The organism is Thermohahella caldifontis, from assembly GCF_041153465.1.
Classification (GTDB): domain Bacteria; phylum Pseudomonadota; class Gammaproteobacteria; order Pseudomonadales; family Oleiphilaceae; genus Thermohahella; species Thermohahella caldifontis.
Genome location: NZ_CP154858.1, coordinates 1,098,027 through 1,122,365, shown reverse-complemented (window position 1 = coordinate 1,122,365; position 24,339 = coordinate 1,098,027). Strand labels below are relative to the sequence as shown.

Here is a 24,339-nt window from a genome sequence, read left to right as displayed (position 1 = left end):
GTTTTTTACTTGAAACCGCGAGAGACATTCTAATAGACTAGCACGCGAGCCGTGCTTGGTTTGACACAAAGTGAGGAAAACGATGAGTACTGTAGAAGAGCGCGTAAAGAAGATTGTATGTGAACAGCTTGGCGTCAAGGAGTCCGAGGTACAGGCAAGCTCCCGGTTTGTGGAGGATCTGGGCGCAGACTCGCTGGACACGGTCGAGCTGGTGATGGCGCTTGAGGAAGAATTCGAGATTGAAATTCCTGATGAGGAAGCGGAGAAGATTGCGACGGTTCAGGACGCAATTGACTTCATCGTTTCACATCAGTAATCAAGCACTGCTCGCCGGGAGCCCCAGTGCTCCCGGTTCTGCCCGCCCGTGAGCTGGCTGACTCCCGAATTTGTTCCAGACCCTGATTGCCTACCGAGTGGTTTGCAATTTGGTGATGGTCTTTTTGAGACGCTTGCAGTCCGGGATGGTCGCTGTGTGCTGTGGAAGCGCCACTGGCAGCGGCTTCTCAAGGGCTGCGAATGTCTCGGATTCTTTCCTCTGCCGGATGAAGCGGCACTTTTGCAATGGTTGGCTGGAGAGGTTTCCTGCCTCAATGGCATCCTCAAACTCATGATGGTCCGGCACGCCCCGGTGCGTGGATATGCGTACGCACCCGACTGGCGCATGCAGGTGACTTTTAAACCAGGCGCTATATCCATTCCCGATTCCGTTGATGTTTGGACGTTGGATTACTGTATCAGCGGGCCCGCGCTGGGCGGGATCAAGCACATGAACCGACTGGACCAGGTGCTTGCTAACCGGATGCTCGGCGGTCAGGCCTGGGAGGGTTGGGTGAAGTCTCCTGCGGGTGGCTGGGTAGATGGTATCCGGACCAATTTTCTCATTCTGGATGCATCAGGCAGAATACATCTGCCTGATGCGGGGCCCTACGGTGTCAATGGTGTCATGCGCGACGCGCTGCTATCCTGGCTGTCCGAACAGGGGGTAAGCGTGTACAATGCACCGGTCAGTGCCACCACGATCTCAGGAGCACAATCGGCTGCGGTCATGAACGCCATATACGGCCTTTTGCCTGTTCACCGACTGAATGATCGCCCACTGAATACAGAGACCATGACTGACTGGCGAAACCTGTTCAATGCCTGGATCCGGAAAGAAAGCCAAGCCCTCAATCAACAAATCTCAGGCTAAATCAACGAAACCTGTATTGCGCTGGATTGGGATATTCCTGCTGGCTGTGTTGCTGGGTGCGGGTGCCGTCGTCTGGTCGATCCATGAGCGCCTCAATGAGCCCGTGGGTAGCGAGCCTGTCATCATTGTGGTCGCACCGGGCACTCAGCTCAGGGCCTTGGCCGTGCAGCTCGAAAAACGGATTCCGGGGCTGGAGAGCGATCTGTTCTATGCATGGGGGCGATGGAAGGATCTTCACCTCCATCTGCGCGCCGGCGAATTCCAGGTCCGGTTACCAGATACCATTCCGGGACTGGTCGAGCAGTTCTTCAGGGTCAGGCCGGTTCAGCACAAGCTGACGCTGATTGAGGGGTGGACGTGGCTCGAGGTGCGTCAGGTCTTGAAGGATTCGGAGGCGCTGAAATGGACAGATCTGTCTTCCGACCCCGAAAAGGCAGCCAGACAGCTTCAGTTGCGATACCCGAATGCGGAAGGGCAGTTTTTGCCAGAGACCTATTATTTTATTCGCGGGACTACGGATCGCGAACTGCTGAAGCGTGCACACAAGGCCATGATGCAGGAGCTTGAAACAGCGTGGGCTGACCGTGAGCCGGATCTTCCGCTCAAGTCACCCTATGATGCGCTGATTCTGGCATCCATTGTCGAGAAAGAGACGGGCTGGGCACCTGAGCGGCCCCGCATTGCCGGGGTTTTCATCAGTCGTTTGCGGCGAGGTATGCGGCTGCAGACAGATCCGACGGTCATCTACGGGCTCGGACAGGCATTTGACGGTAACCTGACCCGTCGGCACCTTGCCGACGCGGGCAATCCATACAACACCTATCGACGTGCCGGCCTGCCCCCGACTCCGATAGCCTTGCCTGGCCGCGAGGCCATACAGGCGGTGATGCATCCGGTGGAAGACGGGAGTTTGTACTTTGTATCGACGGGTGAGGGAAGGCATACCTTTTCCAGCACACTCCGTGATCACAACAGGGCCGTGAGGACATACATCCGAAAACAGCGCGAGAAAACATCAAGATGACAGGCCGTTTTATTACCGTTGAAGGCATAGAGGGCTCGGGTAAAAGCACCTGCATACAGGTTATCAGGGAGGTGCTTGAAAGGCAGGGCAAGACAGTGCTCTGTACGCGAGAGCCCGGAGGTACGCCGCTTGCGGAGGCAATGAGGGCGCTGCTTCTGAAGCATTGGGATGAGCCCTTTGATGCGCAGGCCGAGCTATTGCTTGTGTTTGCAGCACGTGCTCAGCATTTGCATACCCGGATAGAACCGGCACTGGATGCAGGGCAGTGGGTGGTTTCGGATCGGTTTACCGATGCGACCTATGCCTATCAGGGCGGCGGACGCGGCTTGTCAAAGGAAATGATCGGATCACTGGAGCAAATGGTGCAAGGCAAGCGTCGGCCGGATATGACCCTTCTGCTGACGGTGGATCCGGAGCGAGGTATGGCGCGTGCGCGTGCGCGGGCTGAACTGGATCGCTTCGAGTCGGAAACCATTGCTTTCTATGAGCGTGTTCAGAGTGCGTATCTTGAGCGTGCCCGGCAGGAGCCTGATCGTTTTGTCGTGATTGACAGCAACCAGCCACTTGAGAAGGTGCAGGAAGCTATCCGAAGAGCGATTCTGTCCGGCTTGTGAACGCGGTCATGCCGTTGAGCGTGTGGCCCGTGCTCATGAGTTCTTTGTCTCAATAAACTGAAACGCCCCGGAAAACCGGGGCGTTTCAGTTCTGGAAGCGGGCAATCAGCTTGCCCGCGTCTGTCAGGCTCAGGCCGCAGCGTTCTTGGCCTTCACCTCATCTGCCGCTTTCTGATAGGCCTCAATTTCATTGAAGTTCAGGTAGCGGTAGATATCGGCAGCCATGGTGTCCAGATCCTTGGCGAAGGACATGTACTCCTCCGGTGTGGGCAGCTTGCCCAGGATCGCGGAAACGGCAGCCAGTTCGGCAGAACCCAGGTATACGTTTGCCCCATCTCCAAGACGGTTCGGGAAGTTCCGCGTGGAGGTGGAGACCACCGTGGACTTGGGTGCCACTCGCGCCTGGTTACCCATGCACAGGGAGCAGCCCGGGATCTCGGTCCGTGCACCCTTGCGGCCGAAGATGTTGTAATAGCCTTCCTCAACCAGCTGGTACTGATCCATGCGGGTCGGCGGTGCGATCCACAGGCGGGTGGTCAGAGGCTGATCGGTCTTGTCGAGCAGCTTGCCTGCTGCACGGTAATGACCGATGTTGGTCATGCAGGAACCAATGAAGACTTCGTCCACCTTGTCGCCGGCAACCTCGGACAGGAACTTCACGTCGTCCGGGTCGTTCGGGCAGGCAACGATCGGCTCCTTGATTTCGCTCATGTCGATCTCGATGACCGCAGCGTATTCTGCATCCGGATCGGCTTCCATCAGCTCCGGGTTGTCCAGCCATTTTTCCATGGCCTGAGCACGACGCTCCAGCGTCCGCGCATCACCGTAGCCCTGGGAAATCATCCAGCGCAGCAGCGTGATGTTGGACTTCAGGTACTCGATGATCGGTTCCTTGTCCAGCTTGATGGTACAGCCTGCAGCTGAACGCTCTGCTGATGCGTCGGACAGCTCGAATGCCTGCTCGACCTTCAGCTTGGGCAGGCCTTCGATCTCCAGGATGCGGCCGGAGAAGATGTTCTTCTTGCCCTTCTTCTCGACGGTCAGCAGGCCTTCCTTGATGGCATACAGCGGGATGGCATTGACCAGGTCACGCAGGGTAATACCGGGCTGCATTTCACCCTTGAAGCGCACCAGAACGGATTCCGGCATGTCCAGCGGCATCACGCCGGTGGCTGCAGCAAAGGCGACCAGACCGGAGCCGGCAGGGAAGGAGATACCCAGCGGGAAGCGCGTATGAGAGTCACCGCCGGTACCCACGGTATCCGGAAGCAGCATGCGGTTCAGCCAAGAGTGAATGATGCCGTCACCCGGGCGCAGAGAGACGCCACCGCGATTCATGATGAAGTCCGGCAGCGTGTGCTGCATTTCGACGTCCACGGGCTTGGGGTAGGCCGCGGTATGACAGAAGGACTGCAATACCAGATCTGCAGAGAAGCCCAGGCAGGCCAGATCCTTCAGCTCGTCGCGGGTCATGGGGCCGGTGGTGTCCTGCGATCCGACGGTGGTCATCTTGGGTTCGCAGTACTGACCGGGGCGTACGCCTTCCACGCCGCAGGCCTTGCCGACCATTTTCTGCGCCAGTGTGTAGCCTTTGTCGCTCTCCGCAACCGGCTTGGGCTTGCGGAACAGATCTGTCGGGCCCAGTCCGAGTGCTTCCCGGGCGCGATGAGTCAGGCCGCGGCCGATGATCAGCGGAATCCGGCCACCAGCGCGGACTTCGTCCAGAATGACATCGCTCTTGAGTTCAAACTCGGCCAGCAGTTCGCCGGTCTCGTGGTTCTTGATCTTGCCCTCGTACGGGTAGATGTCGATGACATCACCCATGTTGAGCTTGGACACGTCGCACTCGAAGGGCAGAGCGCCGGCATCTTCCATGGTGTTGAAGAAGATCGGTGCAATCTTGCCGCCGATGCAGATGCCGCCGGCACGCTTGTTGGGTACGCCGGGGATGTCGTGACCAATGTGCCACAGAACGGAGTTGGTGGCTGACTTGCGTGAAGAACCGGTTCCGACAACGTCGCCCACGAAAGCAATCTGATGCCCTTTTTTCTTCAGTTCGGCGATCGTCTCCAGAGGCTTCTCGAGACCTTCGCGCGGCATCTTGTACATGGCCAGTGCATGCAGCGGGATATCCGGGCGTGACCAGGCATCCGGGGCGGGAGACAGGTCATCGGTATTCGTTTCCCCGGGAACCTTGAACACGGTTGCCGTGATGACTTCAGGTACTTCCGGCTTGCTGGTGAACCACTCACCGTTGGCCCAGGACTCCAGAACGGCCTTGGCGTTGGCATTGCCGGCGTCGGCCTTTTCCTTCACGTCATGGAAAGAGTCGAAAACCAGAATGGTATGCTTGAGCTGCTCGGCAGCCAGTTCGCCCAGCTCCGCGTCATCCAGCAGTTCGATCAGGGTCTGGATATTGTAGCCGCCCTGCATCATGCCCAGCAGTTCCACGGCCTTGCGCTTGTCCACCAGAGGAGAAGTGGCTTCGCCCTTGGCGATGGCGGTGAGGAAGCCTGCCTTGACGTACGCGGCTTCATCCACACCCGGGGGAATACGGTTTTCAAGAAGATCCAGCAGGAACGCTTCCTCGCCAGCCGGTGGATTCTTCACTAGCTCGACCAGTGCGGCCGTCTGCTCGGCATTCAGCGGCTTGGGCGGAATACCCAGAGCGGCACGTTCTTCTGCGTGTTTACGGTATTCGTCTAGCACGATATAACCCTCATCAGTTCCTGTAGGTGCCCCCGGATGGTGCAGCATTGGGGCACATTCGTTGCGGGGAGAGGCTGTTGGCCTTCTTAAAATGGCCGGCATATTTTACGTCAAATACGTATAAAAGTTAATATCGCCACCTTTGTCGAAGGGATTGCCCTGTTGTGGCGAGGGTGATCTCCCACAGGTAGAATACGCGTTTTGGACGGAAAAAGAGAGATGTTGCAGGAAATTGAGGCCTTTCTGGGGGCGCCCACGCCTGACCTATGGCTGGAGCAGGCCTGCGAGCCGGTTCATGCGGAAATTCTGCTGGTGGATCATGCCAACTGCGAAAAGAAGGCTGCTGCCACCGCGTTGCATCTGATGCACCGGTATTGTGAGCATGTTGACCTGTGCATGCGTCTGTCAAAGCTGGCGCGGGAAGAATTGCGCCACTTCGAGCAGGTGGTGCGCATCATGCGGCAGTACGCCGTGCCGTACAGCCGTCTGGGCCCGGGGCGTTATGCCGCCGGATTGCATGATCATGTGCGAAAGCAGGAGCCGGGTCGGCTGGTGGATCTCTTGGTCATTGGCGCCTTTATCGAGGCGCGCAGTTGCGAGCGGTTTGCAAAACTGGCGCCTCTTGTAGATCAGGATCTCGGCCGTTTTTATGCGGGACTTCTGGAGTCGGAAGGTCGCCACTATCGCATTTACCTTGATTATGCCAGGGAAATTGGCGGTGATGAGGTGGATGCGCGCGAAGACCACTTCCGGCAAGTTGAAGCCCGGCTCATTACCGAGCCGGACGGGGTCTTTCGCTTTCATTCCGGGCCGCTGCCCGGCGGCTGACGGCCGGGTGGGCGGATGCGGGGCTCAGGCGTGCAGCAGATCGTCCAGCTGCTGTGCGACGCGGCCAGCGTCGATGCGCACCAGTGCAGGGGGATTGTCGGGTGTCAGCCAGCCAATGTGGGTATGGTCGCTCCAGTCACCCAGAACCATTCGGAATACGGAGCTGCCATCCACTGTGTATGAGTGAATCGCAGGGCGATGTGTATGGCCATGGATGATCCAGGGTGTGCCGTGACGCATGAACGCATCCAGCACGGCCTGGGCATTGGCGTCCATGATCTCTGATGATTTCATGGTCTGGCTTTCCTTGCTGGCGCCTCGCAAGGCCTGAGCCAGCTGGCGTCGTTGTGCAATGGGCATGGCCAGAATCTGTTGCTGCCACTGGGGGGAGCGTGCCGTGGCGCGGAATTTCATGTACTGCACGTCGTCGGTACACAGGCTGTCCCCGTGCATGAGCGTGACCGGCGTGCCGGCTATGGTCGTGGAAACCGGGTCTTCCAGCAGCTCGCCGCCAAAGGTGTCCAGCCACTGTTGTCCGATCAGGAAGTCGCGGTTACCGTGCATCAGACGAATGGCCGTGCCTGAGTCACGCAAGTGACGGAGGCTGTCTGCGATGGCGGATTCAAAGTCGCCGGCCCCATCATCTCCGATCCAGGATTCAAAAAAGTCACCCAGGATGTACAGGGTGTCGATCCTGCCGGACAGCACGGACACCAGCTCCTCAAAGAAAGAGGCCAGATCCGGTCTGGCCTCTTCCAGGTGCAGGTCCGAGATCAGGACACTTGCCGTCATTCGGCTTCCTCAATGATTTCGGCAGACTCGATCACAACGTTCTCGAGCGGCACATCCTGCATCATATTGCGGATGCCTGTCGGTGTGTCCTTGATGCGATCCACCACATCCATGCCCTCGACGACCTCGCCAAACACCGCATAGCCCCAGCCTTCCGGGGTTTCGGAGGTAAAGTCGAGAAAGCCGTTGTCCACGACATTGATGAAGAATTGGGCGGTTGCCGAGTGCGGGTCTCGCGTCCGCGCCATGGCAATGGTTCCGCGTTTGTTGCTGAGACCGTTATTGGCCTCATTGCGGATCGGATCGTGGGTGGCCTTGGCCGAAAAGTCTTCCGTATAGCCTCCGCCCTGAATCATGAAGTTGGCAATGACCCGGTGAAACAGGGTGCCGTTGTAAAAACCTTCCTTCACATATCGCTCGAAATTGGCAGCAGTTTCCGGTGCCTTCTCGTGGTTCAGGCGAATCTTGATATCGCCAAAGTTGGTGTGGAGTACAATCATTCTCGTTCCTCATGCAAGCAGCCGTTTGATTATAACCTGTCAGAGCGGGTCCGCGAAGTGATGTCTGTATCGCTGCTTGCACCGCAACCGGGCATCTCGCCGACGTCGCGGAAAACCGGCCTTCTCCCGTGCCGTGATTCCGCTATAATGGCCCGCTTGATTGTTTGAAAATCCATTGATGGGAAACAGCCTCCATGTCAGACAGCACCTTTCCGCGCTTGAAGGACAATTTCATTACCCAGATTATCGATGAAGATCTGGCTGCAGGTCGGCACCAACGCATCGTGACGCGTTTCCCGCCGGAGCCCAACGGGTTTCTGCATATTGGTCATGCGAAATCCATCTGTCTGAACTTTGGTATTGCGGAGCGTTATGAAAACGCCGTGTGTCATCTCCGCTTTGACGACACCAACCCCGAAAAGGAAGATCAGGATTATGTGAATGCGATCATGGAAGATGTTCGCTGGCTTGGTTTCAGCTGGGAGGGTCCGGTCCGGTACGCAAGCGGCTATTTTGATGCCATCTATGAGGCGGCGCTGGAGCTGATCAGGAAGGGGTTGGCCTATGTCTGCCAGCTGACACCGGAGCAGATTGCGGAATATCGCGGAACGCTGAAAACGCCCGGCCGCAACAGCCCTTACCGTGATCGCAGCGTGGAGGAGAATCTGGCGCTGTTTGAAAGGATGAGAAAGGGTGAATTTGCTGATGGCGAAGCGGTGCTGCGTGCCAAAATCGACATGGCATCACCGAATATCAACCTGCGCGATCCGATTCTGTACCGGGTGCGTCATGCAAGCCACCACCAGACCGGGGACCGCTGGTGCATCTATCCCATGTACGACTTTACGCACCCGATTTCGGATGCCCTGGAAGGCATTACACACTCCCTGTGCACACTGGAGTTTGAAGACCACCGGCCGCTGTATGACTGGGTCATCGAGAATGTGACATTGCCAGCCAGGCCGCGCCAGATCGAATTTGCCCGTCTCAACATCAATTACACCGTCACCAGCAAGCGCAAGCTCAAGCAGCTGGTGGATGAAGGTCATGTGGCGGGCTGGGATGATCCGCGCATGCCCACTCTGGCAGGGTTGAGACGCCGCGGCTACACGCCCGCCGCCATCCGGAATTTCTGTAATGCAATCGGGGTGACCCGGAGTGAAGGCGTGGTGGACATGGCGATGCTCGAGCACGCCATACGGGATGACCTGAATGAGCATGCACCGCGAGCCATGTGTGTGATGCGTCCGCTGAAGGTGGTGTTGACCAATCTGCCCGAGGGGCATCTGGAGTATGTGGACGCACCGCTGCACCCCCAGTACCCGGAGCGTGGTTCCCGCCGCTTGCCCTTTACGCGCGAAGTGTTCATTGATGCAGACGACTTCCGCGAGAGTGCGAACAAGAAGTTCAAGCGGCTGGTCTTGGGCAAGTCGGTGCGGCTTCGCAATGCCTATGTTATCAGCTGTCAGGAAGTGGTGAAGAACGATGCGGGAGAGCCGGTCGAGCTGCGCTGCACGGTGGATCTGGATACCCTTGGCAAGGACCCGGCTGAAGGCAAGGTCAAGGGTGTGATTCATTGGGTGTCCGCGGAGCTGTCTCAACCCGTGGAAGTGCGCTTGTATGACCGCTTGTTCAAGCATCCTGCGCCAGATGCGGACAAGGCAACGCCCTTTACCGCACATCTCAACCCGGAGTCATTGGTGGTAGTGGAGCAGGCGCGAGCGGAAATCAACCTGAAGGATGCCCGTCCCGGCGAGCCCTGGCAGTTCGAGCGGGAAGGTTATTTTGTTCGCGATCCTGACGACACGGCATCCGGTCTTCCGGTGTTCAACCGTACTGTGACGCTGCGCGATTCCTGGGCAAAAATGGAGGCGGGAGCATGAAGCCGCTGAAAATTTACAACAGCCTGAGCGGAAAGAAGGAAGTGTTCAGGCCGCTGGAACCTGGGCGTATCCGCATGTATGTGTGTGGCGTGACGGTTTATGACTACTGCCATATCGGTCATGCCCGGATCATGGTGGCCTTTGACATGATTACCCGCTTCCTTCGTCAGCAAGGTTGGGATCTGACTTATGTCCGCAACATTACCGATGTGGACGACAAGATCATCCGCCGCGCTGCAGAGAATGGTGAGGCGCCGGAAGCGCTGACCGAGCGATTCATTCAGTACATGCATGAGGACGAGCGTGCGCTGGGTGTACTGCCGCCGGACGTGGAGCCGCGTGCAACCGGACATGTACAGGAAATTATCGCGCTGATTGAAAGGCTGATTGAGGAAGGCTTCGCCTATCAGGGCAGCAACGGCGACGTCTTTTTCGACGTGGAGCGGTTTGACGGTTATGGCAAGCTGAGCCACCGCAAGCTGGAGGACATGATTGCCGGTTCCCGGATTGATGTGGAAGAGGCCAAGCGAAACCCACTGGATTTTGTCTTGTGGAAGCAGGCCAAGCAGGGAGAGGTGGCCTGGCCGTCACCCTGGGGGAAGGGCGGCCCGGGTGGCACATTGAATGTTCGGCCATGTCCATGAAATACCTGGGGGAAACCTTTGACATTCATGGCGGTGGACCGGATCTCAAGTTTCCCCATCATGAAAATGAAATTGCGCAATCCGAGGCGGCAACCGGGCATGAATTTGCGCGTTACTGGATGCATGCGGGGGCGGTGCGGGTCAACAAGGAGAAAATGTCCAAGTCACTGGGCAATTTTTTCACCATCAGGGATGTCTTGAAAACGCATCCGGCCGAGGTGATCCGGTTCTTTCTGGTATCCAGTCATTATCGCAGCCCGATTGATTATTCGGAGGACAGCCTCAATGAAGCGCGCCAGGGGCTGGACCGCCTTTACAATGCGCTTGCAGGTCTTCCGCCCGCGGTCGGGGAAAAGCCGGTATCCGGTGACTGGTCGGAGCGATTCGAGAATGCCATGCTGGACGATTTCAACTCGCGGGAAGCCATCGCGGTGTTGTTTGATATGGCGCGGGAAATCAATCGCCTCAAAAAGGACGGGCGGACTGATGAAGCCTCGGATCTTGGGGCGCTGATGGTGCGTCTTGCGGAACCTCTGGGTGTGCTGCAACAAGCCCCCGAAGCCTTCCTGCAAGGTCGGAAAACCGGCGAAGGCCGGATTAGTGTTGAGGAAATTGAAGCTTTGATCCAGGCGCGAACGGAGGCGAGAGCCCGCAAGGACTGGGCGGAGTCTGACCGGATACGTGACCTGCTGAAGGAAAAGGGCGTGCTCGTCAAGGATGGCCGCGAGGGCACGACCTGGCAGTGGGAGGCCTGAGCCTCCACTGCCGATCCGGGGTATTATTCGTGCAAATGCTCCAGGGCCCAGAGTGTATTTTCCAGTAGCGTGGCAACGGTCATGGGGCCCACGCCGCCGGGTACCGGCGTAATCCAGCCCGCACGCTCCGCAGCCACCTCAAAATCGACGTCGCCGACAAGGCGGCCGTCCTCGAGCCGGTTGATACCGACGTCAATGACGATGCTTCCCGGCTTGATCCATTCCCCCTTGACCAGGCCGGGCTTGCCGACGGCAACTACCACGATGTCGCCTTCACTGACCTTTTGGGGCAGGTTGGTGGTGAACCGGTGGGTAATGGTGACCGTTGCGCCCGCCAGAAGCAGTTCCAGAGCCATGGGGCGGCCTACAATGTTCGAGGCGCCGACAATGACTGCCTCCTTGCCCTTGTATGTTGTGCCTGTTTCATCCAGAAGGCGCATGATGCCCTTTGGCGTGCAGGGTCTCAGCAAGGGCTGGCGTTGCGCGAGGCGGCCGATGTTGTATGGGTGGAAACCATCCACATCCTTGTCGGTTCGGATATGCTCAAGAATTTTGTCCACATCCAGGTGGCCGGGCAGGGGAAGTTGAACCAGAATCCCGTCGATGGTTTCCTTCTCGTTGAGTTCCGAAATGAGGTCCATCAGCTCGGCCTGAGAGGTGCTCGTTTCAAGATGGTAGGATTCGGAGTAAAACCCCACCTGGTCACAGGCATTTTTTTTGTTGCGCACGTACACCTCGGAGGCCGGATTGTTGCCAACAAGAATGACTGCGAGTCCTGGTGGACGCTTGCCTTCGGCCGTGCGAGCCTCGACCCGGGCACGCACCTCGTCTTTCACTTTCTGGGCGATGGCCTTGCCATCAATGATCTGGGCTTTGGGCATGGTTGTCATTTCCGGTGAAGAGCGTTCAAAAGTGGTCAGGCATTTTATCGGAAAGCATTCAATCTGGGAAATGCACCGGGCAGATTTAATTCAGGTCGGATTATTCTTGGGTGGTTGGCGAAAAATGGGGTGTTAGCAACAAATAGAACTGTCCGGTTTTGTAGCACATAAACTGTCCGCTTTGGGTCCACTGATGATCAGACTTGGCAGCGGACGTTGGCCGGTGCCTGATCAATAGGTTCGAGGGGGTCGAAGGGCAGGCCTTCTGGGGTGTAACTGGCCAGTCTTCTGGGGCCGTGGAAGATCGCCAGGGAGCGATCAGGATAACGGTGTACCCGAACCTTGGCCTTGACGTAATGGCGCCGATAGCGGTCGGCAGGGATCTGCAGCTTGAGTCCCTCGAACGAGACGCAGTTGTCCTTGTTCACGGTGCGTTCGTACTGCTCACACAGGATGTCGTCCAGTCCAGGGCCGATGAAAGGCACGAAGGCGCTGCCCTCGACGGCGGGTTTGACGCAGAACTCCCGGTTGAAGGCCGGCAGGTAGTGCTCCCGAAGGTAGCGGTTGGCCGCCGCCATGGTGGTAATGCCCTGGGCTGCAAGTTCCTTGGGCAGGCGTCCCTGATGGGTGGCGAACTGGCGCTCACAGCGGCCCCGGGCCTCGGGGGAATAGGCGGGGATCATCTCGACCCCGAGCTGGGCCATGGCCCTGCCGAACTGGGTGAGGTTGGACTTGTCGACCTTGCCGCCGGCCTTGGGGGTGTGCCAGTAGTGACTGCCCCGGTCGGTATAGAGGCTCGAGGGAAGGCCGTGATCGGTGATGACCTCTCGCATGGCCTGGAAGCTCGAAGCCGTGCCTTCCTCCTCGACGAAGAACATGGAGTAGTGCTCAGAGGTGGCGTCATCGAAGGTGATGATCAGATCCCAGTGGTGGCCGGGAACCCATTCGTGGGTGGAGCCATCCTGGTGGAGCATCATGCCGACCATGGGCGCCCGCTCGCGGCGTCGACGATGCTTACCCCGAGCCGGTGCCTTCTTGACCAGGCCTGCCTTCTGCAAGGTGTTCCGTACCCAGGTATAGCTGCGTGTGCCGCCGTGACGGTCGCGGTAGAAGCTGTAGAAGTGTTTGATGTTCCAGCCGTCGTAGCGCTCCTTGTAGAGCGCCTCGAGGCGTAGAACCTCATCCACCGGGGCCTTGCGGTGGGAAACCTGACTCAGGCGCTTGTCGATCAGGCCGTCGAGGCCCTCCTCCTCGTAGCGGTCGATATAGCGCCGGAAGGTCCGCTCACAGACCCCCAGCAGCCGCGCCGCCTCTTCCTGGGTCAGCCGTTTCTCGGTCCATCCCGTATAGGCTTCTTCGAATCGCATTTTCCGGATCTCCTGTAGCAGTTCTGTCCGTCTCATGGCTCACCTCCTTGGTGATCATGAAACCGGACAAATCACGTGCTACAAGTCCGGACAGTTTATTTGCTCCCAACAGTTGGCGAAAAATGGGGTTGACGCCGTTACGGGGCGCCGCTATCATTCGCGCCAGCTTTTTGCAGCTGGGCCTGTGATCTGAGTCGCTTCCATCAGGTTGACGAAGACGGGTCAGAGAGGGGTGGGGGAGACCCTGCGCCGCGGTGCACAGGCATCGCGCCCGTAGCTCAACCGGATAGAGCAACGGCCTTCTAAGCCGTGGGTTGCAGGTTCGAGTCCTGCCGGGCGCGCCACATGATGGCTGCAAGAAGATAAGGTGGTGGACGTAGCTCAGTTGGTAGAGCTCAGGATTGTGGCTCCTGCGGTCGAGGGTTCGATCCCCTTCGTCCACCCCATTCCCTCCCTCTTTTTCCTGCCAGAGAACCGCGTATCCTTGGTGTCCGAAAGAGTTGATGTGCGAAAGTGGCGGAATTGGTAGACGCGCTGGATTTAGGTTCCAGTGGGGAAACCCGTGAGAGTTCGAGTCTCTCCTTTCGCACCATGTCCGGCCTGGCGGGCAATATATTGCAGCGTTAATGTGCAAAAAGGCTTGCGCTCGGCATCAAGCCTTTCTAATATTTTGCACCTTTATATTTTGGCGATCATGAACGTTCGAGGAAAAATTCATGCAAGTTTCGGTTGAGTCCACGTCTGCCATCGAGCGCAAGATGACAATCGGTATCCCCGCGGAGCGGGTGGAAAGTGAGGTTGAGAAGCGGTTGAAGGAAGCGGTGAAGACGGTTCGCATGAATGGCTTCCGCCCGGGCAAGGTACCGATGCACGTGGTGCGTCAGCGTTATGGTGCAAGTGTTCGCCAGGAGGTGATCGGTGAGCTCATGCGTGACGCCTACGTGGAAGCGCTGGGCAAGGAGAATCTCCAGCCCGCAGGTTATCCCCGCTTTGAGCCCAAATCCATGGAAGCCGGAAAAGATGTGGAGTTTGCGGCCATTTTTGAGGTCTATCCGGAAATTGAAGTAAAAGGGCTTGAAGAGCTCGAGCTGACCCGTCGTACTGCAGTGGTTGAAGACACTGACGTGGACAGCATGATCGCCCAGCTTCGCAAGCAGGCGGCTGAGTATGAAGAAGTTGAAGATGCCGCGGCAGAAGGTGATCGTGTCACCGTGGACTACAAGGGCACTATTGATGGTGAGGCCTTTGAAGGTGGTAGCGCCGAGGATGCTCAGATTGAGCTGGGTTCAGGTCGGATGATACCGGGTTTTGAAGAGGGTATCGTCGGCATGAAGGCGGGCGAGACGCGTACCATTGACGTGACGTTCCCCGAGGATTACCACGCCGAGAACCTCGCCGGCAAGACCGCACAGTTCGAAATTTCCGTCAAGAAGGTTGAGCGTCCCAGTTTGCCCGAGCTGAATGAGGAGTTTTTCAAGAAGTTCGGTGTTGAGGAAGGTGGCGAAGAAGCCTTCCGTGCAGAAGTGCGCAAGAACATGGAGCGCGAAGCCAAGGGGGCGCTGAACAGCAAGCTCAAGCAGCAGATCATCGAGCAGCTGCTGGCCAAAAATGAGTTCGACATCCCGTCGGCGCTGATTGAGCAGGAAGTTGAGACGCTCAAGAAGGACGCTGCGGCACGTTTCGGTATGCCCGAAGAGAGCGCGCTGCAATTGCCCAGCGAGCTGTTTACCGAGCAGGCCGAGCGCAGGGTGCGTACCGGGTTGCTGTTCGCAGAGATTATCAAGAAGGAAGAGCTGAAGGCAGACGACGAACGCATCGAAGCCAAGGCACGTGAAATTGCCGAAGGCTACCAGGAGCCGGAGCAGGTGATTGAGTATTATACCAATACACCTGAAGCACGTGCGCAGCTTGAAACTGTCGTGCTCGAAGATCTTGTTGTTGAAACGATCCTGGGCAAGGCCAAAGTTTCTGAAGAAACGGTAACCTATGAGGCTGCGATCAAGCCTGACGAGGCGCCCGCCACGAAAAATGAAGATGAGGCGGAAAAAGAAGCTGAGTAATGACTCAGCTTGCGCTACACTCAAAACAGCCGGCGAGACCGGCTGTTTTCCTTTTTGGGTTTGACAGGAGCACACAGGATCTATGAGCCGCATTGACGACAGACTTCAGGAAAAAATGGAAATCGCCAACGCGCTGGTACCCATTGTCATTGAGCAAACTGCCCGTGGTGAGCGGTCCTACGATATCTACAGCCGGCTGCTCAAGGAGCGTATTATCTTCCTGGTCGGGCAGGTTGAGGATCATATGGCCAATCTTGTCGTGGCGCAGATGCTTTTCCTCGAGTCGGAGAATCCTGACAAGGATATTCACCTCTATATCAACTCTCCCGGTGGATCGGTCACAGCAGGCCTGTCCATTTATGACACCATGCAGTTCATCAAGCCGGATGTCTCCACGCTCTGCATCGGTCAGGCGGCCAGCATGGGTGCGCTGTTGCTGGCAGGCGGGGCAGCAGGCAAGCGCTTTGCGCTTCCCCACAGCCGGGTGATGATCCACCAGCCGCTGGGCGGTTTTCAGGGGCAGGCCACGGATATCGAGATTCATACCAAGGAAATCCTGAAAATCCGGGATAACCTGAACAGGATACTGGCGCATCATACCGGGCAGGACGTGGAGCGTATTGCCCGTGATACGGACCGTGATAATTTCATGGACGCCGAGGCAGCCGTGAAATACGGACTGATTGATGCGGTACTTGATAAAAGGGCCGCCAGTTAGTCATACTAGAGTCACATGGTTGCGTCCGCGCAACCCAAACTGCATTTTTCAGAGGTAAGTGAATGGCTGACGACAGACACGGCAAGGGTGATGACAGCGGCAAGCTGCTGTATTGCTCTTTCTGCGGTAAAAGCCAGCACGAGGTGCGCAAGCTGATTGCAGGGCCTTCGGTCTTTATCTGCGATGAGTGTGTGGATCTGTGCAACGATATTATCAGGGAAGAAATTCAGGAAGCTGCGTCAGGCGAGCAGTCCGAGCGCCTGCCTGTACCCCAGGAAATCAAGGCTACGCTGGATGAATATGTCATTGGCCAGGACCGGGCCAAGATTGCTTTGTCCGTGGCAGTGTACAACCACTACAAGCGTCTGCGTTACAAGGACAAGAAGGGCGAAGTTGAGCTCGGCAAGAGCAATATCCTGCTGATTGGCCCGACGGGTAGCGGCAAGACGCTGCTGGCTGAGACGCTGGCGCGCCTTTTGAATGTGCCGTTCACGATTGCGGATGCCACCACGCTGACGGAAGCGGGCTATGTGGGTGAAGATGTCGAGAATATCATCCAGAAGCTGCTTCAGAAGTGTGATTATGACGTCGAAAAGGCGCAGCGCGGCATTGTCTATATTGACGAAATTGACAAGATTTCCCGCAAGAGTGACAACCCCTCCATTACCCGGGATGTTTCGGGTGAGGGTGTTCAGCAGGCACTGCTGAAGCTGATTGAAGGGACGGTGGCTTCGGTCCCGCCGCAGGGTGGCCGCAAGCATCCCCAGCAGGAATTTCTGCAGGTTGACACGTCCAATATCCTGTTCATCTGCGGTGGTGCATTTGCAGGGCTTGAAAAGATCATCCGGGAGCGCTCCGAGAAGAGTTCCATTGGCTTCAATGCCGTCGTCAAGGGCAAGGAAGACATGCGCTCCATCGGCGAGACCATCCGCGATGTGGAAACCGAGGATCTGATCAAGTTTGGTCTGATTCCCGAGTTTGTCGGACGTCTTCCTGTCATTGCGACGCTGGATGAGCTGGATGAAGATGCGCTGATTCAGATTCTGACCGAGCCCAAGAATGCGCTGACCAAGCAATACCAGCGTCTGTTCGAGATGGAGAACGTGGAGCTCGACTTCCGGGAAGACGCACTGCGGGCTGTGGCACGCAAGGCCATGGAGCGCAAGACCGGTGCCCGCGGATTGAGGTCCATTCTGGAGTCGGTGCTGTTGTCGCTCATGTTCCAGGTTCCGTCCGAGAAGGACCTGTGCAAAGTCGTTATCGACGAAGGCGTCATCCTGGGTGAATCGGAGCCCATCAAGATCTATCGCAACAGCGAAAAGCCCAAAGCGGCTTCGGAAGAGTAATGCACAAGCCGGTTCGCCGGCTTGTTTTTTTCCGAAAGCCCCCATAGTACGCACAACAGTTCTGCAAAGGTGAAAGGTATTCCATGAGTCATCCTTCTGTCATTCAAGATTTGCCGCTGCTTCCGCTCAGGGACGTTGTGGTGTTCCCTCACATGGTTATCCCGCTCTTTGTCGGGCGGCCACGCTCTATCCGGGCACTCGACAAGGCCATGGAGCAGGGCAAGCAGATCGTGCTTGTTGCTCAGAAAGATGCCAACGTGGATGAGCCCGAGCAGGCGGACGTCTACGAGGTCGGGACGGTTGCCAATATTCTCCAGCTGCTCAAGCTGCCGGATGGCACTGTGAAGGTGCTGGTGGAGGGCAGTCATCGTGTCCGCATCGAGTCCATTGACAGTCATGACTGGCAGACTGCTCACGTGGTCCGGATGGACGAGGATGAAGTGACATCGACCCGGGAAGACGTGCTGGTCCGGTCTCTGATGAGTCAGTTTGAGCGTTATGTCAAGCTGAGCAAGAAAGTTCCGGGTGAGCTGGTTGAATCCTTGCGCAGTATTCAGGATGCGGGCCGGCTCGCGGACACCATCAGTGCGCACCTGGATCTCAAACTGCCGGTCAAGCAGTCGCTTCTGGAAGTCACGGACGTTGTTGGCCGCGTCGAGCTGTTGCTGGAAAAGCTGGAAGGTGAAATTGACATCCTTCAGGTCGAGCAGCGCATCCGTGGTCGAGTCAAGAAGCAGATGGAGAAAAGCCAGCGCGAGTACTATCTGAATGAGCAGATGAAGGCCATTCAGAAGGAAATGGGCGAGCTGGGGGAAGGCGCCAACGAAATTGATGAGCTGGAGAAGCGCATCAAGGAGGCCGGAATGCCCGAGGAGGCCCTCAAAAAGGTCGAGAGCGAGCTGAACAAGCTCAAGATGATGTCTCCCATGTCTGCCGAGGCTACGGTCGTACGCGGTTATATTGACTGGATGGTGAGTCTGCCATGGAAGAAGCGCTCACGTGTCCGGCACGATCTGAAACGGGCGCGAGAAATTCTTGATGCGGATCATTACGGACTGGAAGAGGTCAAGGAGCGTATTCTTGAGTATCTGGCCGTTCAGGGGCGCGTCAAGAAGATCAAGGGGCCTGTGCTGTGTCTGGTGGGCCCCCCGGGCGTGGGCAAGACCTCTCTTGGACAGTCCATTGCCAAGGCAACCAATCGCAAATACACCCGGATGGCATTGGGTGGCGTACGTGACGAAGCCGAGATTCGGGGGCATCGCCGCACGTACATCGGCTCAATGCCGGGCAAGATCGTCCAGAAGCTGGCCAAGTGCGGTGTTCGCAACCCGCTTTTCCTGCTCGACGAGATCGACAAGATGGGGATGGATCACCGGGGAGATCCCGCTTCGGCGCTGCTTGAGGTGCTTGATCCCGAACAGAATCATACGTTCAACGATCATTACCTCGAGGTGGATTATGACCTGTCCGAGGTCATGTTCGTCTGTACGTCCAACTCGATGAATATTCCGGCGGCCCTGCTGGACCGCATGGAGGTCATTCGCATTCCGGGGTATACGGAAGATGAAAAATTCAACATTGCACAGCGTTATCTGTTGCCCAAGCAGATTCGCAACTCCGGGCTCAAGCCGGGCGAGTTGATCCTGCCGGAGGCCAGTATCCGGGACATCATCCGCTATTACACCCGTGAAGCGGGTGTGCGTGGTCTGGAGCGCGAGATTGCCAAGATCTGCAGGAAGGTGGTCAAGGAAGCCGCACTGGGCGAGCGCAAGGACTCTGCCGAGATTACACCGGATCAGCTGGAACATTATCTCGGGGTGCGCAAGTACACGTTTGGCCAGGCTGCAGAGCAGGATCGTATCGGCCAGGTCACCGGGCTGGCCTGGACTGAGGTGGGCGGTGAGCTGCTCACCATAGAATGCACCGCCGTACCGGGAAAGGGGCGTGTGATCAAGACCGGCTCCCTGGGCGATGTCATGCAGGAAAGCATCCAGGCGGCCATGACGGTTGTACGCAGCCGCGCAGCCAGTATGGGGGTTCCGCTCGACTTCCATGAGAAGCAGGATATTCATATCCATGTGCCTGAAGGTGCGACGCCCAAGGATGGTCCCAGTGCCGGGATTGCCATGTGCACAGCGCTGATTTCAACACTGGCGCAGGTGCCTGTGAAAGCAGACGTTGCCATGACGGGTGAGATTACCCTGCGTGGCGAAGTGCTGGCCATTGGCGGTCTGAAGGAAAAGCTGCTGGCTGCCCACCGGGGGGGCATCAGAACCGTCATCATCCCGAAGGAAAATGAGCGCGACCTGAAGGATATACCCGAGAATATAAAGGGTGATCTGGATATCCGGCCGGTTCAGTGGATTGATGATGTCTGGGCCATTGCGCTGGCCGAGATGCCACGCGTTGCTCAAAAATCAGACGATCCGACCGCCGAAACTGCCGCGAATGCTGCCGGATCCGAGTCGGATGAAAAAATGGGCCAGATACAGCCTCATTAATCCGAAAGCTGCTTGACACGCTTTTGCGCCAGTTGGTATAAATGGTCGCGTTGTCAGGCAGCGTCACACAAGGGCTGTCGGCGAATCAAGAAGAAAAATGGTGATGTGCTCAGGCTCCCAACCCGGCTGGTCAAAGGAGTTCCGATCGGCTACTCGTCACCCGTCAGTAAGTCCAATTAAAAGTGAATTAAGGGGTTTAGTGTGAACAAGTCCGAACTGATCGATGCGATTGCTGCGTCTGCAGACATTTCAAAGGCTGCGGCTGGCCGTGCGCTGGATGCGGCACTTGAAGCGATTACCGATGCTCTGAAAAAAGGTGATCAGGTTACTCTGATCGGCTTTGGTACTTTCCAGGTCAAGGAGCGTGCAGCACGCACCGGCCGGAACCCGCAAACCGGTGAGACGATCAATATCCCCGCGGCCAAGGTTCCCGGCTTCAAGGCTGGTAAAGCGCTGAAGGATGCGGTGAACTGATCACCGGCGGTTTTAATTTTCCGGAGCGGTAGTTCAGCTGGTCAGAATACCGGCCTGTCACGCCGGGGGTCGCGGGTTCAAGTCCCGTCCGCTCCGCCATGAAACATGTTCAGGCGCTTTACCCAAAGCGCCTTTTTCGTATTTGATGCAAGCGACAACGGAGGCTTCATGCTTCAGAACATGCGGGACAATGCCCAGGGCATTGTGGCCAAGATCATTGTAGGCGCCATTGCGGTGACTTTCGCGCTGTTTGGTGTGGAGTCCATTGTCGGCGGCCTCAGCGGTGAGCCGGAAGTGGCTACCGTCAATGGAAAGCCGATACTGGACAAGGAGTTCCAGCGTGCTCTGGAGCTGAAGCGAAGAAGTGTCATCAATCAGATGGGTGAAAACTTCGATCCGGCCGCGCTGGATGAGAATCTGCTGCGCTCCTCGACGCTCGAAGACATGATCCGTCGTGAAGTGTTGCTGCAGTTTTCCGAAGACGCGGGCATGGCCGTCTCTCCGGCCCAGATTGACCAGTTGATCGTCACGTTGCCTCAGGCGCAGCGAGATGGCAAGTTCGATAAAGAGGCCTTTCTGGCATTTGTTCGCAACCTGGGCATGACGCCGCTCGAATTCCGAGAAGCGCTGCGCAAGGAGGTGCTGATCAATCAGATGCGAGAGGGAGTGGTGAGGTCAGCCTACATCACCGATGCGCAGCTTCAGGATATTTTGCGCATTGATCGCCAGACGCGGACCTTCAGCTATCGCCTGCTGGATGCGTCTGAACTGGAAGGTGACGTAACCGTGACCGATGCAGAAGTGGAAGACTACTATAAGGCGCACCAGGATGAATTCCGTTTGCCTGAACGGGTGGTGTTTGATTACCTCCTGCTGTCATTGGATGAGCTGAAAAAGCAGGTTGAGGTGACCGACAGTGAGATTGAAGAGCGTTACAACACCGAGCTGAAAAGCTTTCAGGGCAAGGAGCAGCGCCGGGCATCGCATATACTGGTAGAAGTTGGTGATGAGGGTGAAGAGGCTGCCAGACAGAAGGCTCAAAAATTGTACGAAGAGTTGAAAAATGGTGCAGATTTTGCCGAACTGGCCAGGAAGGAATCAGCGGATCCCGGCTCAGCGGAAGCGGGAGGTGACTTGGGTTGGGCGGCAAAGGGGACTTACGTGCCCGAGTTCGAGGATGTGCTCTGGAGTCTGAAGCCGGATGAAATATCTGAGCCCGTCAAGACTGAATTCGGTTACCACATTATTCGCCTGGATGAGATTCAGAAACAGAATCCGCCAACACTTGAAGAGTCAAAAGACCGGATCCGTGACGAGATTGCGACGGAGAAGGCACGCAAGCTGTTTGCTGCCAGGATGGAGCAGATGAGCGATCTGGCTTTCAAGAGTGATGATCTGAAGCCGGTGTCCGAAGCGCTGGGTCTCCCTGTTCAGACATCACCCGATGTACCCCGCAGCGGAGGGGCGGGAATATGGGGACTCCCCGCAGTCGTCCAGAAGCTGATGTCAGATGAAGTGCTTGTGGATGGCTATAATAGCCCTGTTGTGGAGCTCTCCAATGACCGGGCGCTCGTTGCGCACAAGCGTGAAATCAAGCCGGAGGAGATTCAGCCCCTGGAGGCAGTGCGTGATCAGATCGTCGCCAAATTGCGCAAGCAGAAAGCGCTCGAACTGGTGCGCAGCGAGGGGGCTGGTTTGGCTCAGAAGTCCTGGGAGGCGCTCAGGAAGGAAGGTGAATGGATTCGCAAGGAAAATGTCAGCCGGGCGGATCAGCGCCAGGATCCTTGGGTGGCCTGGGCATTCAGGGTGCCGGCGGGTGAGGGTGTGAAGGTTGCCGGTTTTGAAGTGCCTCAGGGGTATCTGCTCGTTGCGCTGGAAGATGTCCGGAATCCGGATCCGGCCAGCATGGATGCCAAGACCCTGGCGGGCCTGAGAAACTTCCTGGCCAGTCGTCTTGGTCAGCAGGACTATCGTGCTCTGGTCGAAGACCTGAATGCGCGTGCAGAGATCACACGTCTCTGACCCGGATTGAGGACTCATGCCTCAGGAAAGCCCTGCGATGAACCGCAGGGCTTTTTGGTTTGTGAAGCAGATCAAACTGGCCAGCCGGGCAAAATACTTTTTGAGGACTGGTTATCTTTACGCTTCGTATAATTCGGGTAATCTTGTTGTTACAGTAAGTTACTGTACAAATGTATAAAAAGGGATGTCATGCTTCTACTGCTCGTGCTGACGGGAGCCCTGTTGGCGTTCAATATTGCGGATGAAACCCTGGAGACAGCGCCACTGGACAAGTCTGTGGTGATCTATCAGGAGAGCATCAACAAGGGCAATGCATTTCTGCGAACAGATACCAAGGTGGAGCCGCTGTCGGAACAACGGTTCCGCAATATTACGCGCCAGGCCTATGACTATTCATGTGGATCGGCTGCGCTGACGATTGTTCTGGAAAACTATCTTGGCCGGAAGCTGGAAGAGCGGCAGGTCATGGAAGGGCTGCTGCACTATGGGGATGCCGAGAAAATCGTTCAGAGGAAGGGTTTTTCCATGCTGGATTTCAAGCGCTTCGTGACAGCGCTGGGGTATCCGTCGGGTGGCTTCAAGGCTGAGATTGATGACCTGAAGGAGCTGGATCATCCGGCGATCGTGCCGATCAAGTACGGTGGATTCAAGCACTTCGTTGTGGTGCGCAAGATCAAGTATGACCGGGTTTTTGTGGCTGACCCTTCCCAGGGCAACCTCACCTTTACGGTGGAGCAGTTCAAGGAGCACTGGGATAACAACGTACTGTTCATCATCTTTCCCGGTAATACCAAGCCGCTTGACGGGCTTGAACTGCGAGAAGAAGACATGCGGTTTGTGGACGAACAAACCTTTACCATGGCGGCGTACAGAGAGTTTCCGATCTTTACGCGAGGCGTGGAAAACCGGATCAACAACCTGCTTGAGCGGGCGAAAAACGACGCAGACGGTACCATACAGAATGCCAATAAGGTTCTGCGTTATAAACGACAATAACAGCTTGGGATAAAGGTGTAACGGATGAAACGTTGGGTGCTACTCGGGTTGATCGGTCTGAGCAGTGCGGGCTCGCCCCTGTTGCAGGCCGCAGAGAAAAGCAGCGTGGATCAGGCGAGGGAGGCTCTGGCCAAGCAGGATGAAGGTGACGAAGCCAAGAAGCTTGAAGAGGTCTTTACGGCAACGGAGAAGAATTACAGTCTTCTGAAAAAGGGCAAGATGTCCCTGAACTATGGGCTGGACTACAGCTACTTCGGCGATCAGCGCCTGGATGTGGACATCGTCAACGGCAGCATTCGCAACTTTGATGTGACGCCGGATGCCCAGCATACCTTTACCAACAGTTTCACCTTCGACTATGGCGTGCTCAATAACCTCACGCTGAGTACCCGGGTGCCACTGGTCGTCAAATACGAGTCCAGCAAAAACCTGGTCAACACGGATATGGGGGATGTCAGTTTTACGTTGCGCTGGCAGCCCTTTGCGTATGTGCCCGGCAAGCCCTCCTATACGTTTTTTGGCACACTCAAGAGCAAGACCGGGGTGTCCCCCTATGAAATCGACGTGGAACGACAGTTGGCGTCGGGCGCGGGGTACTACTCGGTTTCCTTCGGCGCCAGCGGTTCCAAAGTGCTGGATCCGGTCATCGTTTTCGGTTCGGTCACGGCCACGCTGGCCCTCCCGGAAACCGGTCTGAACCAGGTGCGGGGCGGTAATCTGCTGGTCAAGGTGGATCCGGGCAATACGCTTTCCGTTTCGGCAGGTTTTTCTTATGCCCTGTCTTATGATGTGTCACTGAGCATTTCCAATCAGATTTCGTTCACGGATCAGACGACACTGACGTTTCTTGATGGCCGTGAGCAGAACACCATGGATTCGCTCAGCGCCACCGTCAACTTTTCTCTGGGGGTGCGTGTCAGCGATACCAAACTGATTACCACTTACATGGGCTTCGGTCTGACCGAGGATTCGCCGGACGTGATGGTGGGACTTTCCATTCCCATCAACATCGAAGGGCTGAAGGAACAATAACCAG

The 24,339-nt window shown here is 56.8% G+C and carries 19 protein-coding genes, 4 tRNA genes and 1 pseudogene; 19 read left to right on the top strand and 5 right to left on the bottom strand.

The window, feature by feature from the left end; all coding sequences use genetic code 11:
- The first annotated feature begins 82 nt into the window (after positions 1 to 82).
- Genes acpP through tmk form a run of 4 tightly spaced genes read left to right on the top strand, consistent with a single transcriptional unit; the run spans position 83 to position 2,827 of the window.
- Positions 83 to 316 (top strand): acyl carrier protein, encoded by a 234-nt coding sequence (acpP, locus tag AAIA72_RS05440; RefSeq protein WP_369602403.1) that lies wholly within the window; start codon positions 83 to 85, stop codon positions 314 to 316.
- Between the two features lie 48 nt (positions 317 to 364).
- Entirely contained in the window at positions 365 to 1,189 is an 825-nt protein-coding gene (locus AAIA72_RS05435; protein ID WP_369602402.1) for an aminotransferase class IV, read from the top strand.
- Positions 1,190 to 1,205: 16 nt separating this feature from the next.
- Positions 1,206 to 2,213, top strand: coding sequence for an endolytic transglycosylase MltG (gene mltG / locus AAIA72_RS05430; RefSeq protein ID WP_369602401.1), 1,008 nt, complete (start codon positions 1,206 to 1,208; stop codon positions 2,211 to 2,213).
- On the top strand, positions 2,210 to 2,827 hold the full coding sequence (gene tmk / locus AAIA72_RS05425) for a dTMP kinase (RefSeq protein ID WP_369602400.1): 618 nt from the start codon (positions 2,210 to 2,212) through the stop codon (positions 2,825 to 2,827). Before mltG ends, tmk begins: the two co-directional genes overlap by 4 nt.
- Before the next feature lie 129 nt (positions 2,828 to 2,956).
- Here the strand turns inward: tmk and acnB are convergent, their stop codons facing one another.
- Entirely contained in the window at positions 2,957 to 5,536 is a 2,580-nt protein-coding gene (gene acnB, locus AAIA72_RS05420; RefSeq protein ID WP_369602399.1) for a bifunctional aconitate hydratase 2/2-methylisocitrate dehydratase, read from the bottom strand.
- A gap of 219 nt (positions 5,537 to 5,755) precedes the next feature.
- On the opposite strand from acnB, the gene AAIA72_RS05415 reads away from it, so the two are divergent.
- Entirely contained in the window at positions 5,756 to 6,364 is a 609-nt protein-coding gene (locus AAIA72_RS05415) for a tRNA-(ms[2]io[6]A)-hydroxylase (RefSeq protein WP_369602398.1), read from the top strand.
- Positions 6,365 to 6,388: 24 nt separating this feature from the next.
- On the opposite strand, the gene AAIA72_RS05410 is transcribed toward AAIA72_RS05415, so the two are convergent.
- Complete coding sequence (locus AAIA72_RS05410; protein ID WP_369602397.1) at positions 6,389 to 7,156, bottom strand: UDP-2,3-diacylglucosamine diphosphatase; 768 nt, start codon at positions 7,154 to 7,156, stop codon at positions 6,389 to 6,391.
- Positions 7,153 to 7,656, bottom strand: a complete 504-nt coding sequence (locus tag AAIA72_RS05405; RefSeq protein ID WP_369602396.1) for a peptidylprolyl isomerase — start codon at positions 7,654 to 7,656, stop codon at positions 7,153 to 7,155. Before AAIA72_RS05405 ends, AAIA72_RS05410 begins: the two co-directional genes overlap by 4 nt.
- Positions 7,657 to 7,850: 194 nt before the next feature.
- Between AAIA72_RS05405 and AAIA72_RS05400 the strand changes: the two genes are divergently transcribed.
- Both AAIA72_RS05400 and cysS read left to right on the top strand, forming a co-directional pair.
- Positions 7,851 to 9,539, top strand: coding sequence for a glutamine--tRNA ligase/YqeY domain fusion protein (locus tag AAIA72_RS05400; protein ID WP_369602395.1), 1,689 nt, complete (start codon positions 7,851 to 7,853; stop codon positions 9,537 to 9,539).
- A pseudogene (cysS, locus tag AAIA72_RS05395) lies at positions 9,536 to 10,938 on the top strand (cysteine--tRNA ligase). Before AAIA72_RS05400 ends, cysS begins: the two are co-directional and overlap by 4 nt.
- A 23-nt stretch (positions 10,939 to 10,961) precedes the next feature.
- Here cysS and folD read toward each other — a convergent pair.
- Positions 10,962 to 11,819 (bottom strand): bifunctional methylenetetrahydrofolate dehydrogenase/methenyltetrahydrofolate cyclohydrolase FolD, encoded by an 858-nt coding sequence (folD, locus tag AAIA72_RS05390; RefSeq protein WP_369602394.1) that lies wholly within the window; start codon positions 11,817 to 11,819, stop codon positions 10,962 to 10,964.
- A 197-nt stretch (positions 11,820 to 12,016) separates the two neighbouring features.
- Positions 12,017 to 13,186, bottom strand: a complete 1,170-nt coding sequence (locus AAIA72_RS05385; protein ID WP_369600308.1) for an ISNCY family transposase — start codon at positions 13,184 to 13,186, stop codon at positions 12,017 to 12,019.
- 267 nt (positions 13,187 to 13,453) lie between these two features.
- On the opposite strand from AAIA72_RS05385, the gene AAIA72_RS05380 reads away from it, so the two are divergent.
- The 12 genes from AAIA72_RS05380 to AAIA72_RS05325 all read left to right on the top strand — a co-directional run bounded on the left by AAIA72_RS05380 (position 13,454) and on the right by AAIA72_RS05325 (position 24,335).
- Positions 13,454 to 13,530: transfer RNA gene (locus AAIA72_RS05380), tRNA-Arg, on the top strand.
- A 26-nt stretch (positions 13,531 to 13,556) separates the two neighbouring features.
- Positions 13,557 to 13,632: transfer RNA gene (locus AAIA72_RS05375), tRNA-His, on the top strand.
- A 61-nt stretch (positions 13,633 to 13,693) separates the two neighbouring features.
- Positions 13,694 to 13,778 (top strand) — tRNA-Leu (locus tag AAIA72_RS05370).
- Positions 13,779 to 13,902: 124 nt separating this feature from the next.
- Positions 13,903 to 15,246, top strand: a complete 1,344-nt coding sequence (gene tig, locus AAIA72_RS05365) for a trigger factor (protein ID WP_369602393.1) — start codon at positions 13,903 to 13,905, stop codon at positions 15,244 to 15,246.
- A gap of 82 nt (positions 15,247 to 15,328) precedes the next feature.
- Positions 15,329 to 15,964 carry an ATP-dependent Clp endopeptidase proteolytic subunit ClpP gene (clpP, locus tag AAIA72_RS05360; protein ID WP_369602392.1) on the top strand — a complete coding sequence of 212 codons (636 nt, stop codon included), beginning with the start codon at positions 15,329 to 15,331 and terminating at the stop codon, positions 15,962 to 15,964.
- Between the two features lie 62 nt (positions 15,965 to 16,026).
- Entirely contained in the window at positions 16,027 to 17,310 is a 1,284-nt protein-coding gene (clpX, locus tag AAIA72_RS05355; RefSeq protein ID WP_369602391.1) for an ATP-dependent Clp protease ATP-binding subunit ClpX, read from the top strand.
- Positions 17,311 to 17,393: 83 nt separating this feature from the next.
- Positions 17,394 to 19,811 (top strand): endopeptidase La, encoded by a 2,418-nt coding sequence (gene lon / locus AAIA72_RS05350; protein ID WP_369602390.1) that lies wholly within the window; start codon positions 17,394 to 17,396, stop codon positions 19,809 to 19,811.
- Positions 19,812 to 20,012: 201 nt separating this feature from the next.
- A complete protein-coding gene (locus tag AAIA72_RS05345) occupies positions 20,013 to 20,285 on the top strand; it encodes an HU family DNA-binding protein (protein WP_369602389.1) in 273 nt (90 codons plus the stop codon).
- Positions 20,286 to 20,307: 22 nt separating this feature from the next.
- Positions 20,308 to 20,384, top strand: a tRNA-Asp gene (locus AAIA72_RS05340).
- A gap of 69 nt (positions 20,385 to 20,453) precedes the next feature.
- Positions 20,454 to 22,307, top strand: coding sequence for a SurA N-terminal domain-containing protein (locus AAIA72_RS05335; RefSeq protein ID WP_369602388.1), 1,854 nt, complete (start codon positions 20,454 to 20,456; stop codon positions 22,305 to 22,307).
- Between the two features lie 189 nt (positions 22,308 to 22,496).
- On the top strand, positions 22,497 to 23,303 hold the full coding sequence (locus AAIA72_RS05330) for a C39 family peptidase (RefSeq protein ID WP_369602387.1): 807 nt from the start codon (positions 22,497 to 22,499) through the stop codon (positions 23,301 to 23,303).
- Between the two features lie 24 nt (positions 23,304 to 23,327).
- Complete coding sequence (locus tag AAIA72_RS05325; protein WP_369602386.1) at positions 23,328 to 24,335, top strand: transporter; 1,008 nt, start codon at positions 23,328 to 23,330, stop codon at positions 24,333 to 24,335.
- Positions 24,336 to 24,339 lie beyond the last annotated feature (4 nt).

Excerpts from the sequence above, each read along its gene's own strand:
- AAIA72_RS05405 (WP_369602396.1), bottom strand. The coding sequence starts at position 7,656 with ATGATTGTACTCCACACCAACTTTGGCGATATCAAGATTCGCCTGAAC.
- tmk (WP_369602400.1), top strand. The coding sequence starts at position 2,210 with ATGACAGGCCGTTTTATTACCGTTGAAGGCATAGAGGGCTCGGGTAAA.
- lon (WP_369602390.1), top strand. The coding sequence starts at position 17,394 with ATGAGTCATCCTTCTGTCATTCAAGATTTGCCGCTGCTTCCGCTCAGG.
- AAIA72_RS05330 (WP_369602387.1), top strand. The coding sequence starts at position 22,497 with ATGCTTCTACTGCTCGTGCTGACGGGAGCCCTGTTGGCGTTCAATATT.
- AAIA72_RS05400 (WP_369602395.1), top strand. The coding sequence starts at position 7,851 with ATGTCAGACAGCACCTTTCCGCGCTTGAAGGACAATTTCATTACCCAG.
- AAIA72_RS05415 (WP_369602398.1), top strand. The coding sequence starts at position 5,756 with ATGTTGCAGGAAATTGAGGCCTTTCTGGGGGCGCCCACGCCTGACCTA.
- acpP (WP_369602403.1), top strand. The coding sequence starts at position 83 with ATGAGTACTGTAGAAGAGCGCGTAAAGAAGATTGTATGTGAACAGCTT.
- AAIA72_RS05385 (WP_369600308.1), bottom strand. The coding sequence starts at position 13,186 with ATGCGATTCGAAGAAGCCTATACGGGATGGACCGAGAAACGGCTGACC.
- AAIA72_RS05410 (WP_369602397.1), bottom strand. The coding sequence starts at position 7,156 with ATGACGGCAAGTGTCCTGATCTCGGACCTGCACCTGGAAGAGGCCAGA.
- tig (WP_369602393.1), top strand. The coding sequence starts at position 13,903 with ATGCAAGTTTCGGTTGAGTCCACGTCTGCCATCGAGCGCAAGATGACA.
- AAIA72_RS05335 (WP_369602388.1), top strand. The coding sequence starts at position 20,454 with ATGCTTCAGAACATGCGGGACAATGCCCAGGGCATTGTGGCCAAGATC.
- AAIA72_RS05325 (WP_369602386.1), top strand. The coding sequence starts at position 23,328 with ATGAAACGTTGGGTGCTACTCGGGTTGATCGGTCTGAGCAGTGCGGGC.
- clpP (WP_369602392.1), top strand. The coding sequence starts at position 15,329 with ATGAGCCGCATTGACGACAGACTTCAGGAAAAAATGGAAATCGCCAAC.
- clpX (WP_369602391.1), top strand. The coding sequence starts at position 16,027 with ATGGCTGACGACAGACACGGCAAGGGTGATGACAGCGGCAAGCTGCTG.
- folD (WP_369602394.1), bottom strand. The coding sequence starts at position 11,819 with ATGCCCAAAGCCCAGATCATTGATGGCAAGGCCATCGCCCAGAAAGTG.